The sequence below is a fragment of the Streptomyces sp. NPDC046122 genome, from assembly GCF_056429965.1.
Genome location: NZ_JBWKLQ010000006.1, coordinates 173,258 through 188,295, shown reverse-complemented (window position 1 = coordinate 188,295; position 15,038 = coordinate 173,258). Strand labels below are relative to the sequence as shown.

Below are 15,038 nucleotides of genomic sequence, written 5' to 3'. Positions count from 1 at the left end.
TACTTCCGCCCCGTCCTGCCCTGCTCGCTCACCGGCCGCCGCACCAGCCGAGGGGAACCGTCATGGCACCACCACCAACAGCCCCAGAAGCCCCAACAGCCCCACCCCTTCTTCTCACCATGTCCGGCATCACCAAGTCGTTCCCCGGCGTCCGCGCCCTCGACGGCGTCGATCTGGAGGTCGAGGCGGGGGAGGTCCACTGCCTGCTCGGCCAGAACGGCGCCGGCAAGTCCACCCTCATCAAGGTCCTCGCCGGCGTGCACCAGCCCGACGGCGGCGAGATCACCTGGCAGGGGGCCACCGTCGCCCTCAGGTCGCCCATCGCCGCCATGCGCCTCGGCATCGCCACCATCTACCAGGAACTCGACCTGGTGGAGGGCCTGTCGGTGGCCGAGAACATCTTCCTCGGCCACGAGCCGACCACCGCCGGCTTCGTCGTACGCGGCAGGCAGGCCCGCGCGTCCGCGACCGCGCTCCTCGAACGCCTCGGCCACCGCGAGATCGACGCCGGCCGCCTCGTCGGCTCGCTCTCCGCCGCCCAGCAGCAGATCGTGTCCATGGCGCGGGCACTCTCCCACGACGTACGCCTCATCGTGATGGACGAACCCTCCGCCGCACTGGACCCCGACGAGGTCGAGAACCTCTTCCGGATCGTCGCCGGACTCACCGCGGACGGCGTCGCCGTCGTCTACATCTCCCACCGGCTGGAGGAGATCCGCCGCATCGGCGACCGCGTGACCGTACTCAAGGACGGCCGGGCGGTCGCGGTCGGACTGCCCGCCAAGACCACCCCGACCCGTGACGTCGTCGCGCTCATGACCGGCCGCGACGTCGGGTACGTCTTCCCCCGGCGGTCCGCGGACGGTGCTCCGGCCGCCGCCGCAGATCCGGTCCTGCGCGTCGAAGGACTCGTCAGACAGGGCGAGTTCGCGGCACTCGACCTCGACATCAGGCCCGGCGAGATCGTCGGTCTGGCCGGGCTCGTCGGCTCCGGGCGCTCCGAGGTCCTGGAGACGATCTACGGCGCGCGCAGGCCCACCGCCGGCCGCGTGCTCGTCGACGGGCGGCCGCTGCGCCCCGGCAGCGTCCGCGCCGCAGTCCGCGCGGGCATCGGACTCGCCCCCGAGGAGCGCAAGGCGCAGGGTTTGCTGATGCTGGAATCCGTCACGCGCAACGTGTCCGTGTCGACCCTGTCCCGCTTCTCGCGCGGCGGCTGGCTCGACCGTACGGCCGAACGCGCGGCCGCCCGGGCCGCCACCCGCGAACTGTCCCTGCGCCCCGACAACCCCGACGCCAACGTCCGCACGCTCTCCGGCGGCAACCAGCAGAAGGCCGTACTCGCCCGCTGGCTGCTGCGCGGCTGCCGCGTCCTGCTGCTCGACGAGCCGACACGCGGCGTCGACGTCGGCGCGCGGGCCGAGCTGTACGCCGTCATCCGCCGGCTGGCGGACGAGGGGCTCGCCGTACTCCTCGTATCCAGCGAGGTCCCGGAAGTCCTGGGCCTCGCCGACCGGGTGCTGGTGCTCAGGGAGGGCCGTGTCGTCCACACCGCGCCCGCCCGGGAGCTCGACGAGCACCGCGTACTCGACCTCGTGATGGAAGGGAGCCCCACGCCATGACGCAGCCAGTCTCACCGGCACAGCGGCAACGGCACGACGAACCGGCCGCACCCACCGCCAAGACGCCCGGGCGGCAGCGGGACCGGCTCGGGCTGCGCCTGGACGTGCGCAACCTCTCGCTGCTCGGCGTACTCGCGGTCCTCGTCGCGGTCGGCGGGTTCACCAAGCCCGAGCAGTTCCTGGACAGCAGCAATCTCCAGCTCGTCCTCACCCAGGCGTCCGTGATCGGCGTCGTCACCGTCGGCATGACCTTCGTCATCACCAGCGGCGGCATCGACTTGTCGGTCGGCGCGATCGTGGCGCTCGCCTCGGTGTGGGCGACGACGCTCGCGACGCAGGAGTACGGCTTCGCCGGCATCCTCTTCACGGCGGTGGTCGTGGGCCTGGCCTGCGGACTCGTCAACGGGCTGCTCATCGCGTACGGCGGGCTGGTGCCGTTCATCGCGACGCTCGCCATGCTGGCCTCCGCCCGCGGACTCGCGCTGCAGATCACCGACGGCAAGACGCAGATCGTCACGGTGGAGTCCGTACTGGACCTCGGCGTCCCCGACTCCTACGTCCTCGGCGTGCCGCCCCTCGTCCTCGTCTTCGGCGTCGTCACCGTTGTGGGCTGGCTGCTGCTCAACCGCACCACCTTCGGCCGGCGTACGGTCGCGGTCGGCGGCAACGCGGAAGCGGCCAGGCTCGCCGGCATTGACGTACGCCGCCAGCGCCTCTACCTCTACCTGCTGTCCGGACTGTGCTGCGGAATCGCCGCCTTCCTTCTGATCGTCCTGTCCGGCTCGGGACAGAACACCAACGGCAACCTGTACGAGCTCGACGCCATCGCGGCGGCGATCATCGGCGGGACCCTGCTCAGCGGCGGCCGGGGCACGATCGTCGGCTCCGTGCTCGGTGTCCTCGTCTTCATCACGATCACCAACATCTTCGCGCTCAACAACCTCCAGAGCGACGTCCAGCAGATCGCCAAGGGCGCCATCATCGTCGCCGCCGTCCTGGTCCAGCGCCGCACCGCGCGCGACGGCGAGACCTGACGCCCGCATCGCTCGTCCCCCCGTACCCCCGCAAGCCCCGACCTGAAGGGTTGGAACCGCCATGCCAGAAACCAGTCGCAGAGGACTGCTCTTCGGCACCGCCGCCGTGTCCGCCGGCGCGCTGCTCACCGCCTGCACCAGCAACGAGCCCAAGAAGGAACCGGCCGCGAACAACGAACCGGCCGCCCCCGGCGACAAGCCCGGCAAGAAGGTCACCATCGGCTTCGCCGGACCGCAGGCCGATCACGGCTGGCTCAACGCCATCAACGAGAACGCGAAGTCACGCGCCGCGAAGTACTCGGAGGTGACGCTGGAGATCACCGAGGGGTCCAACGACACCGCCGCGCAGATCGGCCAGGTCCAGACGCTGATCAACAAGAAGGTCGACGTACTGGTGATCCTGCCGGCCGACGGCAAGGCCCTCACCCAGGTCGGCCTCCAGGCCATGAAGGCGGGCATCCCCGTCGTCAACCTGGACCGCATCTTCGCCTCGCCGCAGGCCTACCGCTGCTGGATCGGCGGCGACAACTACGGCATGGGCCTCAACGCGGGCAACTACATCGGCGAGCAGCTCAAGGACAAGAAGAACGCCAAGGTGGTGGAGCTCGCGGGCCTCGACAACCTGGAGCTCACCAAGCAGCGCAGCCAGGGCTTCGCGGACGCCCTCAAGAACTACCCCAACGTCAAGCGGGTGGCCCGCCAGGCGGCGGACTTCACCGTCGAGTCCGGCCAGGCCAAGATGGCCCAGCTGCTGCAGGCGCAGAAGCAGTTCGACGCCCTGTGGAACCACGACGACGACCAGGGCGTGGGCGCCCTGCGCGCCATCCAGCAGGCCGGGCGGGACGACTTCCTGATGGTCGGCGGGGCCGGCGCCAAGGCCGCGATGGACGCGATCAAGGCCGACGACAGCGTGCTGAAGGCCACCGTCCTCTACCCGCCGACGATGGCCGCCTCCGCCATCGACCTGGCGCGCGCGCTCGGCCAGGGCAAGGGCGTGGCCGGGATGTCGGAACTGGAGATACCGGCCTCGATCACCCTCTACTCGGCCGTCGTGACCAAGGACAACGTCGACGAGTACCTGCCGACGGGCTTCAGCTGACCGGGTCGCCGCGCCCGCCTGCCCCCACCGTGCGAGTGACGAGTTCGACGAGGAGGAATCCGTATGGCCCGCAGGGAAGAGTCACAGACGGACACAGGCGCCGGGACCGGCGCGCCGGCCGGTGCGCCACCGCCGGAGCTCGGCGTCGGCATGGTCGGATACGCGTTCATGGGAGCCGCCCACTCGCAGGGCTGGCGGACCGCGGCCCGTGTCTTCGACCTGCCGGTACGGCCGGTCCTGGCGGCCGTCTGCGGACGCGACGCGGTGGCCGTGCGCGCCGCGGCGGACCAGCACGGGTGGGCGGCGGCGGAGACCGACTGGCGCGATCTCGTCGCCCGCGACGACGTGCAGATCGTCGACATCTGCACACCGGGCGACAGCCACGCCGAGATCGCCGTCGCCGCCCTCGAAGCGGGCAAGCACGTGCTCTGCGAGAAGCCCCTGGCCAATTCGGTCGCCGAGGCGGAGGCGATGACGGCCGCCGCCGAGCGGGCCCGCGCCCGGGGCCAGGTGGCGATGGTCGGCTTCAACTACCGCCGGGTGCCCGCCCTGACGTACGCCCGGCGGCTGGTCGCGGAGGGCAGGCTCGGGGCGCTGCGGCACGTGCGGGTCACCTATCTCCAGGACTGGCTCGTCGACCCGGACTTTCCGCTGACCTGGCGGCTCCAGCGCGAGCACGCGGGATCGGGCGCGCTCGGCGACCTCGGCGCGCACATCGTCGACCTCGCCCAGTACCTGGCGGGGGAGCCGGTGGTGGGGGTCTCGGCCATGACCGAGACGTTCGTCCGGTCGCGGCCGCTGCCGGCGGGCGCGACGGCCGGGCTCTCAGGGGCCGGGCCCGCGGGCGGCGGGCGCGGTGAGGTGACGGTCGACGACGCCGCGCTCTTCACCGCGCGACTGGCCTCGGGAGCGCTGGCCTCGTTCGAGGCGACCCGTACGGCGGCGGGCCGCAAGAACGCGCTCAGCGTCGAACTCAACGGCGAGCGGGGTTCGCTGGCCTTCGACCTGGAACGGCTGAACGAGCTGTCCTTCCACGACCACACCGAGCCCGCCGTCTCCTCGGGATTCCGGCGGATCCTGGTGACCGAACCGCAGCATCCGTACCTGGAGGCGTGGTGGCCGCCGGGCCACGCCCTGGGGTACGAGCACACCTTCGTCCACCAGGCGCGCGACCTGCTGCACGCCATCGCCACCGGCGCCGACCCGGAGCCGTCCTTCGCGGACGGGCTGCGGGTGCAGCGGGTGCTGGCGGCGGTGGAGGAGAGCGCCGTGAAGAACGCGATCTACACGCCCGTACTCCCCGCACTCCCCTAGGAGGGCCGTCACCCATGCCACGACCGTTCACGCTCTTCACCGGCCAGTGGGCCGACCTGCCGCTGGAGGAGGTCTGCCGGCTGGCCCGGGACTTCGGCTACGACGGGCTCGAACTCGCCTGCTGGGGCGACCACTTCGAGGTCGACAAGGCGCTGAACGAACCCGGCTACCTGGCGGGACGCCGGCAGCTCCTCGACAAGTACGGCCTCAGATGCTGGGCGATCTCCAACCACCTGGTCGGCCAGGCGGTCTGCGACGCGCCCATCGACGAGCGGCACCGGGCCATCCTGCCGGCGCGGATCTGGGGCGACGGCGAACCCGAGGGCGTACGCCGGCGGGCCGCGGCCGAGATGGCGGACACGGCCCGGGCCGCCGCCGCCTTCGGGGTCCGTACGGTCATCGGCTTCACGGGGTCCTCGATCTGGCACCTGGTGGCGATGTTTCCGCCGGTGCCGCCGCACATGATCGAGCGCGGGTACGAGGACTTCGCCGAGCGCTGGAACCCGGTCCTCGACGTGTTCGACGCGGAGGGGGTGCGTTTCGCCCACGAGGTGCATCCGAGCGAGATCGCGTACGACTACTGGACGACGCAGCGGGCGCTGGAGGCGGTCGGGCACCGGCCGGCCTTCGGGCTCAACTTCGACCCGAGCCACTTCGTGTGGCAGGACCTGGACCCGGTGGGTTTCCTGTACGACTTCCGGGACCGGATCTACCACGTGGACTGCAAGGAGGCGCGCAAGCGGCTCGACGGACGCAACGGCCGGCTCGGCTCCCACCTGCCGTGGGGCGACCCGCGCCGGGGGTGGGACTTCGTGTCGGCCGGGCACGGTGACGTCCCCTGGGAGGACGTGTTCCGCATGCTGCGCTCGATCGGGTACGAGGGGCCGGTCTCGGTGGAGTGGGAGGACGCGGGCATGGACCGCCTCACGGGCGCTCCGGAGGCGCTGGCCACGCTGAGGCGCTACGACTTCGAGCCGCCGACGGCGTCGTTCGACGCGGCGTTCGGAGGGGCGGAGTAGGACTCGCCCGCACCGAATCCCGCAGGTCCCCGGCCCGGCGACGAGCCGGGGACCGCCCCCAGCCGGGCGGCGGAACTGCCGCCGCCGGGCCGGTCCCGGCTGTCCCGGCAGTGCTTTGTCCTGCGGCGGGAGAAAGTTCAACTTGGCTGCTGCGCAAGGGCTTTCAGTTCCGGACGAACGCGGCTACCGTCCCTGAGGTGTACAGGACATGACACCGGTACCGGCGTGACGGCGCATTCCGGTTCCCGCAAGGAGAGAGCTTCCCCGCCCGGCATCGGTGCAGGACGAGCACCGCCCGGCCCATCCCCGGAGGACACTCGTGCACAGGAAACGGCTCAGAGCCGGATCGGTCCGAAAAACCCTCGCACTGCTCACCGGCAGCCTCCTGGCCGCCACGTCACTCGCCCTCACCCCCACCGTCTCCACCGCCGCCGAGCACCCCGAACCGGCCGGCGGCGCGGGCCCGGCGGCCGCCGCCGAGGACTTCCAGCAGGTCACCCTCGCCAAGGGCGAGCCCGAGACCGGCGAGCCCATGTCGCTCGCCGTCCTCCCCGACCGCAGCGTCCTGCACACCTCGCGCGACGGCGAACTGCGCATGACCGACAGCGCCGGCACCACGCGGGTCATCGGCACCGTCCCGGTCTACTCGCACGACGAGGAGGGCCTCCAGGGCATCGGCGTCGACCCGGCCTTCAGCGAGAACCGGCGCATCTACCTCTACTACGCGCCCCCGCTGGACACCCCGGCGGGCGACGCCCCCAACGAGGGCACGGCCGCCGACTTCGCCAAGTACGACGGCGTCAACCGGCTCTCCCGCTTCGTGCTCAAGGCCGACGGGACCCTCGACAACGCCAGCGAGAAGAAGATCCTCGACGTACCGGCCACCCGCGGCATCTGCTGCCACGTCGGCGGCGACATCGACTTCGACGCGCAGGGCAACCTCTACCTGTCGACCGGTGACGACTCCAACCCCTTCGCCTCCGACGGCTTCACCCCCATCGACGAACGCCCGGGCCGCAACCCCGCGTACGACGCCCGCCGCACCTCCGGCAACACGAACGACCTGCGCGGCAAGATCCTGCGCATCAAGGTGAACGACGACGGCTCCTACGCGGTCCCCGAGGGCAACCTCTTCGCTCCGGGCACCGACAGGACGCGCCCCGAGATCTACGCCATGGGCTTCCGCAACCCGTTCCGCTTCAGCGTCGACCAGCGGACCGGCGTCCTGTACGTCGGTGACTACGGCCCCGACGCCGGCGCGGCCGACCCGAAGCGCGGCCCGGCCGGACAGGTCGAGTTCGCCCGCGTCACCGAGCCCGGCAACTTCGGCTGGCCCTTCTGCACCGGCAGGAACGACGCGTACGTCGACTACGACTTCGCGACGAAGGAGTCCGGCGCCCCGTTCGACTGCGCCGCGCCCAAGAACACCTCGCCGTACAACACCGGCCTGACCGACCTGCCGCCCGCCCAGGAGGCGTGGATCCCGTACGACGGCGGATCGCTCCCGGAGTTCGGCAGCGGCTCGGAGTCCCCGATGGGCGGACCCGTGTACCGGTACGACAAGGACCTCGACTCCCCGGTGAAGTTCCCGGAGGCGTACGACGGCGACTTCTTCGCCACCGAGTTCGGCCGCCGCTGGATCAAGCGCGTCGAGCACGACGCCGACGGCACCGTGCGGTCCATCAGCCCCGTCCCCTGGACCGGCACCCAGGTCATGGACTCGGCCTTCGGCCCCGACGGCGCGCTGTACGTCCTCGACTACGGCACCGCCTGGTTCGGCGGCGACGAGCACTCCGGCCTCTACCGCATCGAGAACGCCACCGGCGGCCACTCGCCGGTGGCCGAGGCGGCCGCCGACAGGACGTCCGGCCAGGCCCCGCTGCGGGTGAAGTTCAGCTCCGCCGGGACGACCGACTCCGACGGCGACGCCCTGAAGTACTCCTGGGCCTTCGGCGACGGCGGCACGTCGACGGCGGCGAACCCGGCGCACACGTACCGGAAGAACGGCACGTACACCGCGACGGTCACCGCCAAGGACGCCACCGGCCGGACCGGATCGGCCAGCGTGCGGATCGTCGTCGGCAACACCGCGCCCAAGGTGACCCTCGAACTCCCCGGTGACGGACAGCTCTTCACCTTCGGCGACGAGGTGCCCTTCAAGGTGAAGGTGACCGACGCGGAGGACGGCGCCGTCGACTGCTCGAAGGTCAAGGTGTCCCACTTCCTCGGCCACGACAGCCACGGCCACAAGATCACCGAGGCCTTCGGCTGCTCCGGCACCATCAAGACCATCGCCGACGGTGAGCACGACCCGAACGCCAACATCTTCGGCGCGTTCGACGCCGAGTACACCGACAAGGGGGCCGGCGGACAGGAGCCCCTGACCACCCACGACCAGGCCGTCGCCCAGCCCAAGCACCGGCAGGCCGAGCACTTCTCGACGTCGTCGGGCGTCAAGGTCCACAACAAGACGCCCGCGCACGGAGGCAAGACCGTCGGCGACATCGAGAACGGCGACTGGATCGCCTTCACGCCCTACCGGGTCGGCGACGCCACCTCCCTGACCGCGCGGATCTCCTCCGGCGGCGCGGGCGGCACCCTCGAAGTCCGCACCGGCTCACCCGACGGCAGGCTCATCGGGTCGACCGTCGTGCCCGTGACGGGCGGCTGGGAGACCTTCCAGGACGTGACGACCGCGATCAAGCGGCCGCCGGCCGGGACCACCACGCTCTACCTGGTCTTCAAGGGCGGCAGCGGAGCCCTCTACGACATCGACGACTTCACCTTCTCGACGGCGAAGAGCGACGCCACCCCGAAGAAGCGCGTCCTGGTCTTCACCAAGACCGCCGGCTTCCGCCACGACTCCATCGGGGCGGGCGTCACGGCGCTCAAGGAACTCGGCGCGCAGCGCGGCCTCGCCGTCGACGCCACCGAGGAGGCCAAGCAGTTCACACCGGAGAACCTCGCCCGCTACGCGGCGGTGGCGTTCCTCTCCACCACGGGTGACGTCCTCAACGCCCACCAGCAGACCGTCTTCGAACAGTACGTCGCCGACGGCGGCGGCTACCTGGGCGTCCACGCGGCGGCCGACACCGAGTACGACTGGAAGTTCTACGGCGGCCTCGTCGGCGCCCACTTCGACTCGCACCCGCAGATCCAGTCGGCGACCGTGCGCGTCGAGGACCACGACCACCCCGCCACCGCGCACCTGGACAGCACCTGGCAGCGCACCGACGAGTGGTACAACTACCGCACCAACCCCCGGGACCAGGCCCGCGTCCTCGCGACCCTCGACGAGACGACCTACACCGGCGGCACCATGAAGGGCGACCACCCGATCGCCTGGTGCCAGCCGTACGAAGGCGGGCGCTCCTTCTACACGGGCGGCGGCCACACCAAGGAGTCGTACGCCGAACCGGCCTTCCGCAAGCACCTGCTCGGCGGACTGCTCTACGCGACCGGCATCGCGAAGGCCGACTGCAAGCCCTCCAAGGGCTACCGGCCGATCTTCAACGGCGAGACCCACGAGGGCTGGAAGCAGGCCGGACCCGGCTCCTTCGAGATCAGGGACGACCGCACGCTGAACTCCGTCGGCGGCATGGGCCTGCTCTGGCACCAGGCCAAGGAGCTGAAGTCGTACGCGCTGAAGCTCGACTGGAAGATGGCGGGCGACGACAACTCCGGGATCTTCGTGGGCTTCCCGGCCTCGGACGACCCCTGGTCCGCGGTCGACAAGGGGTACGAGATCCAGATCGACGCGACGGACGCCCCCGACCGCACCACCGGGTCCGTGTACGGCTTCAAGGCGGCGAACACCGCCGCCAGAGACGCCGCGCTGAACCCGCCGGGGGAGTGGAACACGTACGAGATCAGGGTCGAGGGGGAACGGCTCCGCGTCTTCCTCAACGGCGTGAAGATCAACGACTTCACCAACACCGACCCCGCGCGCAGCCTGGCACAGGGCCACATCGGCATCCAGAACCACGGCGCGGGTGACCGGGTCGCCTTCCGCAACATCAAGCTCAAGGAGAAGACGGCGCCCAGCGGCTCGTAACGGCCGCGACAAGACCGGCGGCGGGCGGGTGCACGCCGAGCCCCGCCCGCCGTCTTCCACCGTACGCACGGCCCATCGTGTCTCGATCGACCAGCGCACCGCCGCACAGCTCATCTCTCCACCTCTCCATCTCTCCATAGCTCCGGCAGGGAGGCAGCCCGTGACCACTCCATCCGAAGGCACGACGGCGCACACCGAATCGGCACGTACCGGAGTGTGGTTCGTCGGCGCTCGCGGCTCCGTCGCCACCACGGCCGTCGCGGGCTGCGCGGCGCTCACCGCGGGCCTCCACGCCCCGGACGGCATGGTCACCGAGACCCCGCCGTTCGCCGGCAGCGGCCTGCCGGCGCTCTCCTCGCTGGTCTTCGGCGGGCACGACACGGTGAGCTGCCCGTTGCCCAAACGGGCCGAGGAACTGGAGGCGGGCGGCGTCCTGCCGTACGGCCTGGCCTCGGCCGTACGCAGCGAACTGGCGGCGGCGGACGCGGAGATCCGGACCGGCGGCCCCCTGCCGGGCGACACGCGCGGCGCCGGGGAACTCATCGGCACGTTCGCCGCGCACCTGCTCGACTTCGCGCGCCGGCAGCGCCTCGACCGGGTCGTGGTCGTCAACACCGCCTCGACGGAGCCCGCCCCCGAGGACCCGGGCACACTGCCGCCCAGCTCCCTCTACGCTGCCGCCGCTCTGCGCGCCGGCTGCCCCTACGTCAACTTCACGCCCTCCACCGGCCTGCGCGCCCCCGCGCTCCAGGACGCCGTCGCGGCCGCCGGCGTTCCCCACGCGGGACGGGACGGCAAGACCGGCCAGACGCTCCTCCGCTCCGTACTCGCCCCGATGTTCGTGCAGCGCGCCCTGTCCGTACGGGCGTGGTCCGGTACGAACCTGCTCGGCGGCGGGGACGGGGCGGCGCTGGCCGACCCGGCTGCCGCTGCGGCCAAGAACGCGGGCAAGAACCGCGTACTGACCGACACGCTCGGCGCACTGCCCCAGGGCGACGTCCACATCGACGACGTACCGGCGCTGGGCGAGTGGAAGACGGCCTGGGACCACATCGCCTTCGAAGGCTTCCTCGGCTCCCGGATGACGCTGCAGACGACCTGGCAGGGCTGCGACTCGGCGCTCGCCGCCCCGCTGGTCCTCGACCTGGCCCGGCTGCTCGCCCGCGCCCACGAGGTCGGCATCCGCGGCCCGCTGCCCGAACTCGGCTTCTACTTCAAGGACCCGGACGGTGGTGGTCCGGCAGGGCTGGGAGAGCAGTACGGGGCTCTGCTCGCCTTCGGGGCGCGTCTGCGGGCGGCCCGATGAGGCTGTCCGCCCGGCTCGCCGCATGGGCGGAACTTCTGCGTGTGTCGGCCCTGTTCACCGTCCCGGGCGACGCGGTGGCGGGCGCGGCGTCCGTCGGCGTACGGTCCAACCGGGGCACGGCGCTGGCCGTCGGCGCCTCACTGTGCCTGTACGAGGCGGGCATGGCGTTGAACGACTGGGCGGATCGCGCCGAGGACGCGGTGGACCGCCCGCACCGCCCGATCCCCTCCGGCCGCGTCACCCCTCGGGCGGCCCTGGCCGCGTCGGGCGCGCTGACGATGGCGGGCCTCGTGCTGGCCGCCCGCGCGGGCCGGCCGGCCCTGGCGGTGGCCTCGGGCCTCGCCGCCACGATCTGGGCGTACGACCTGCGCCTGAAGCACACGGCGGCGGCTCCCGCCGCCATGGCGGCGGCCCGTTCCCTGGACCTGCTGCTGGGCGCGGCGGCGACCCGCGGGACGCCCCGGCCCGGGGTGACCGGCGGTGGCCCGGGGATGCGCGACGCACTGGCCGCCGCGGCGGTGCTGGGCGCGCACACCTGCGCCGTCACGGCGGTCTCGCGCCGCGAGACGCAGGGCGGCTCGACAGCCGCACCACTGGCCGCCCTCGCGTCGGCCGCCGTACTGGCCGTGCTCGCCGCCCGCACACGCCCCGGGGGTGCCGGCGCCACCCTGCCGCCCCGGGCAGCCGGCGGCGTGCCCGCGCCCCCGCCCGCCCGCCGGGTGGTGCTCCGGGTCGCCGCGCACCTCGCCACCCCGGCCGGCCTCGCGGCGACCGCCTATCTCCGCACCGCCGGCAAACCGCTGCTCCACGCCGCGCTCAACCCCTCACCGCCGCTCACCCAGCGGGCCGTCGGCGGCGGGATCCGCGCCATGATCCCGCTGCAGGCCGCCCTCGCCGCCCGCAGCGGTGCGGTCGGGGCCGTGGCGGCGCTCATGGGGCTCGTACCCGTCGCCCGGAAGCTGTCGCGAAAGGTGAGTCCCACATGACCGGCACCCCCGTACGTCCCGGCTCCGTCCCCGGCCCCCTCCGCTTCGGCTACGGGACCAACGGACTCACCGACCTCCGGCTCGACGACGCCCTGGCCCTGCTGGCCGACCTGGGGTACGACGGCGTCGGCCTCACCCTCGACCACATGCATCTGGACCCCCTCGCCCCCGGTCTCGCGGCCCGTACGGCCCAGGTGGCGGGCAGGCTGGCGCGGCTCGGACTGGGCGTGACCGTCGAGACCGGCGCGCGGTACGTCCTCGACCCCCGCCGCAAACACGGGCCGTCGCTGCTCGACCCGGACCCGGACGCCCGTACCGCCCGCGTCGAACTGCTCGTCACCGCCGTACGCGTCGCCGCGGACCTGGGCGCCCACGCCGTGCACTGCTTCAGCGGCGTCACCCCGGCCGGCACCGCACGCGACACCGCCTGGCAGCGGCTGACGGAGTCGCTCGGCCCCGTCCTCGACGCGGCGGCCGGCACCGGCGTGCCGCTCGCCGTCGAACCCGAACCCGGTCACCTCCTCGCCACCCTCGCCGACTTCCACCACCTGCGTCACGCCCTCGGCGACCCGTCCCTCCTCGGCCTCACCCTCGACATCGGCCACTGCCAGTGCCTGGAACCGTCCCCGCCCGCCGACTGCGTACGGGAAGCCGCTCCCTGGCTGCGGCACGTCCAGATCGAGGACATGCGCCGGGGGGTGCACGAGCACCTGCCGTTCGGCGACGGCGAGATCGACTTCCCGCCGGTACTGGAGGCACTGGCGGCCACCGGCTACCAGGGCCTGACGGTCGTCGAACTCCCCCGCCACTCGCACGCCGGCCCCGACCTGGCCGCGCGGTCCCTCGACTTCCTGCGCACGGCGCGGCCCCTCGCACCGCTTCTCCCGGCAGGAGGCGACGCACGATGCTGACCGAGCTGACGAACGGCGCAACGCCCTGCGCCCTCCAGGCCGTACTCGAAGGACAGCTGGCGGGAGCGGCCCGCGCCTGGCTCCACGAGGCCCTGGCGGAGGCCGAGGCCCACGCGGCGGCGCAGGCCGCGCCGGCCGGGCCGGAGGGCCCGCCCAGAGGGCCCCTGCCCACCTGGGAGCTCCGGTTCGCCGAAGCCGGCCGCCACTGCCGGCCGGCCCCCGTCAACCGGCCGACCACCGTCGGCCGGCCTGGCCCCGACGGCCGGCAAGGCTCGGACCACCGGTCCGGCCCCGGCCACCCGTCCGGTCCGGCCGCCGCCGAGGACCTCGCCGCCGCCGCCCGCGTGCTCCTCCTGCACGCCGTACGGGCCGACCACCGCACCACCACCCGTCTCTACACGCACGGCACCGCCGCCGAACGCCGCGCCGTCCTGCTGGCCCTCCCGCACTTGAGCGCGCTGACGCCCCCCGGTTCCGCGCTCCCGCTCGTCGAAGACGCCCTGCGCACCAACGACACCCGCCTCGTGGCCGCAGCGGTGGGCCCGTACGCCGCCGAACACCTCGATCAGCACGCCTGGCGGCACGCCGTCCTCAAGTGCCTGTTCACCGGCGTGCCGGTGGACGCCGTCGACGGCCTGTCCCCGCGCGCCCGGGCCGACGCCGAACTGGCCCGGATGCTCCGCGACCACGCCGCGGAACGCACCGCCGCGGGCCGCCCCGTACCGGACGATCTCCACCGCGTCCTCGCCCTCACGGCCGGCCCGGACGCCACGGCGCCCGACGGCCCGACGGCCCGCCCGCACGTCACGGCCGCCCCCGCAGAGGAGTCCTGATGCGCATCTTCGACCCCCACATCCACATGACCTCCCGCACCACGGACGACTACGAGGCGATGTACGCCGCCGGAGTCCGCGCCGTCGTCGAGCCGTCCTTCTGGCTGGGCCAGCCCCGCACCTCGCCCGCCAGCTTCTTCGACTACTTCGACGCCCTCCTCGGCTGGGAGCCGTTCCGCGCCTCCCAGTACGGCATCGCCCACCACTGCACCCTCGCCCTCAACCCCAAAGAGGCGAACGACCCCCGCTGCACCCCCGTTCTCGACGCGCTTCCCCGCTACCTCGTCAAGGACCCGGTCGTCGCCGTCGGCGAGATCGGCTACGACTCCATGACCCCCGCCGAGGACACCGCCCTCGCCGCCCAGCTCCAGCTCGCCGCCGACCACGGGCTGCCCGCCCTCGTCCACACCCCGCACCGCGACAAGCTCGCCGGTCTGAACCGCACCGTCGACGTCATCCGTGAATCGAACCTCCCCCCGGAGCGCGTCCTCCTCGACCACCTCAACGAGACCACCGTAAAGGCCGCCACCGACAGCGGCTGCTGGCTCGGCTTCTCCATCTACCCCGACACCAAGATGGACGAGGACCGCATGGTCGCCGTCATCAAGGACCACGGCACCGAGAAGGTCCTGGTCAACTCCGCAGCCGACTGGGGGAAGAGCGACCCGCTCAAGACCCGCAAGGTCGGTGACGCGCTGCTCGCCGCCGGCTTCACCGAGGACGACGTCGACCAGGTACTGTGGCGCAACCCCGTCGCCTTCTACGGCCTCAGCGGCCGGCTGCGGCTCGACGTGTCCGACGCCCCCGAGCCGCTCCACGAGGGCAACTCCGTCCTGCGCGGCGGGGAATGAGGGGGTGGGACG

At 72.5% G+C, this 15,038-nt stretch carries 11 protein-coding genes; all 11 read left to right on the top strand.

Annotation, left to right across the window (positions count from 1 at the left end; translation table 11 throughout):
- Positions 1 to 119 precede the first annotated feature (119 nt).
- The 11 genes from AC07FK_RS18880 to AC07FK_RS18830 all read left to right on the top strand — a co-directional run bounded on the left by AC07FK_RS18880 (position 120) and on the right by AC07FK_RS18830 (position 15,026).
- The gene (locus tag AC07FK_RS18880; RefSeq protein ID WP_479106026.1) at positions 120 to 1,619 is read left to right on the top strand and encodes a sugar ABC transporter ATP-binding protein; all 1,500 of its coding nucleotides are present in this window, start codon (positions 120 to 122) and stop codon (positions 1,617 to 1,619) included.
- A complete protein-coding gene (locus AC07FK_RS18875) occupies positions 1,616 to 2,653 on the top strand; it encodes an ABC transporter permease (protein WP_479106025.1) in 1,038 nt (345 codons plus the stop codon). Before AC07FK_RS18880 ends, AC07FK_RS18875 begins: the two co-directional genes overlap by 4 nt.
- Positions 2,654 to 2,714: 61 nt before the next feature.
- On the top strand, positions 2,715 to 3,752 hold the full coding sequence (locus AC07FK_RS18870) for a substrate-binding domain-containing protein (RefSeq protein ID WP_479106023.1): 1,038 nt from the start codon (positions 2,715 to 2,717) through the stop codon (positions 3,750 to 3,752).
- Positions 3,753 to 3,815: 63 nt separating this feature from the next.
- A complete protein-coding gene (locus tag AC07FK_RS18865; RefSeq protein WP_479106022.1) occupies positions 3,816 to 5,066 on the top strand; it encodes a Gfo/Idh/MocA family protein in 1,251 nt (416 codons plus the stop codon).
- Between the two features lie 14 nt (positions 5,067 to 5,080).
- Entirely contained in the window at positions 5,081 to 6,085 is a 1,005-nt protein-coding gene (locus tag AC07FK_RS18860) for a sugar phosphate isomerase/epimerase family protein (protein ID WP_479106021.1), read from the top strand.
- Positions 6,086 to 6,404: 319 nt separating this feature from the next.
- Positions 6,405 to 10,139 carry a ThuA domain-containing protein gene (locus tag AC07FK_RS18855; protein WP_479106020.1) on the top strand — a complete coding sequence of 1,245 codons (3,735 nt, stop codon included), beginning with the start codon at positions 6,405 to 6,407 and terminating at the stop codon, positions 10,137 to 10,139.
- Between the two features lie 160 nt (positions 10,140 to 10,299).
- Positions 10,300 to 11,445 (top strand): inositol-3-phosphate synthase, encoded by a 1,146-nt coding sequence (locus tag AC07FK_RS18850; protein WP_479106019.1) that lies wholly within the window; start codon positions 10,300 to 10,302, stop codon positions 11,443 to 11,445.
- A complete protein-coding gene (locus tag AC07FK_RS18845) occupies positions 11,442 to 12,431 on the top strand; it encodes an SCO3242 family prenyltransferase (protein ID WP_479106018.1) in 990 nt (329 codons plus the stop codon). The genes AC07FK_RS18850 and AC07FK_RS18845 overlap by 4 nt, the downstream gene beginning before the upstream one ends.
- The gene (locus tag AC07FK_RS18840; RefSeq protein ID WP_479106017.1) at positions 12,428 to 13,342 is read left to right on the top strand and encodes a sugar phosphate isomerase/epimerase family protein; all 915 of its coding nucleotides are present in this window, start codon (positions 12,428 to 12,430) and stop codon (positions 13,340 to 13,342) included. The genes AC07FK_RS18845 and AC07FK_RS18840 overlap by 4 nt, the downstream gene beginning before the upstream one ends.
- A complete protein-coding gene (locus tag AC07FK_RS18835) occupies positions 13,336 to 14,175 on the top strand; it encodes an EboA domain-containing protein (RefSeq protein ID WP_479106016.1) in 840 nt (279 codons plus the stop codon). The genes AC07FK_RS18840 and AC07FK_RS18835 overlap by 7 nt, the downstream gene beginning before the upstream one ends.
- Positions 14,175 to 15,026, top strand: coding sequence for a TatD family hydrolase (locus AC07FK_RS18830; RefSeq protein WP_479106015.1), 852 nt, complete (start codon positions 14,175 to 14,177; stop codon positions 15,024 to 15,026). The genes AC07FK_RS18835 and AC07FK_RS18830 overlap by 1 nt, the downstream gene beginning before the upstream one ends.
- Positions 15,027 to 15,038: the final 12 nt, after the last annotated feature.

Coding starts and splice junctions, on each gene's coding strand:
- AC07FK_RS18845 (WP_479106018.1), top strand. CDS start 11,442: ATGAGGCTGTCCGCCCGGCTCGCCGCATGGGCGGAACTTCTGCGTGTG.
- AC07FK_RS18860 (WP_479106021.1), top strand. CDS start 5,081: ATGCCACGACCGTTCACGCTCTTCACCGGCCAGTGGGCCGACCTGCCG.
- AC07FK_RS18840 (WP_479106017.1), top strand. CDS start 12,428: ATGACCGGCACCCCCGTACGTCCCGGCTCCGTCCCCGGCCCCCTCCGC.
- AC07FK_RS18875 (WP_479106025.1), top strand. CDS start 1,616: ATGACGCAGCCAGTCTCACCGGCACAGCGGCAACGGCACGACGAACCG.
- AC07FK_RS18830 (WP_479106015.1), top strand. CDS start 14,175: ATGCGCATCTTCGACCCCCACATCCACATGACCTCCCGCACCACGGAC.
- AC07FK_RS18835 (WP_479106016.1), top strand. CDS start 13,336: ATGCTGACCGAGCTGACGAACGGCGCAACGCCCTGCGCCCTCCAGGCC.
- AC07FK_RS18865 (WP_479106022.1), top strand. CDS start 3,816: ATGGCCCGCAGGGAAGAGTCACAGACGGACACAGGCGCCGGGACCGGC.
- AC07FK_RS18880 (WP_479106026.1), top strand. CDS start 120: ATGTCCGGCATCACCAAGTCGTTCCCCGGCGTCCGCGCCCTCGACGGC.
- AC07FK_RS18870 (WP_479106023.1), top strand. CDS start 2,715: ATGCCAGAAACCAGTCGCAGAGGACTGCTCTTCGGCACCGCCGCCGTG.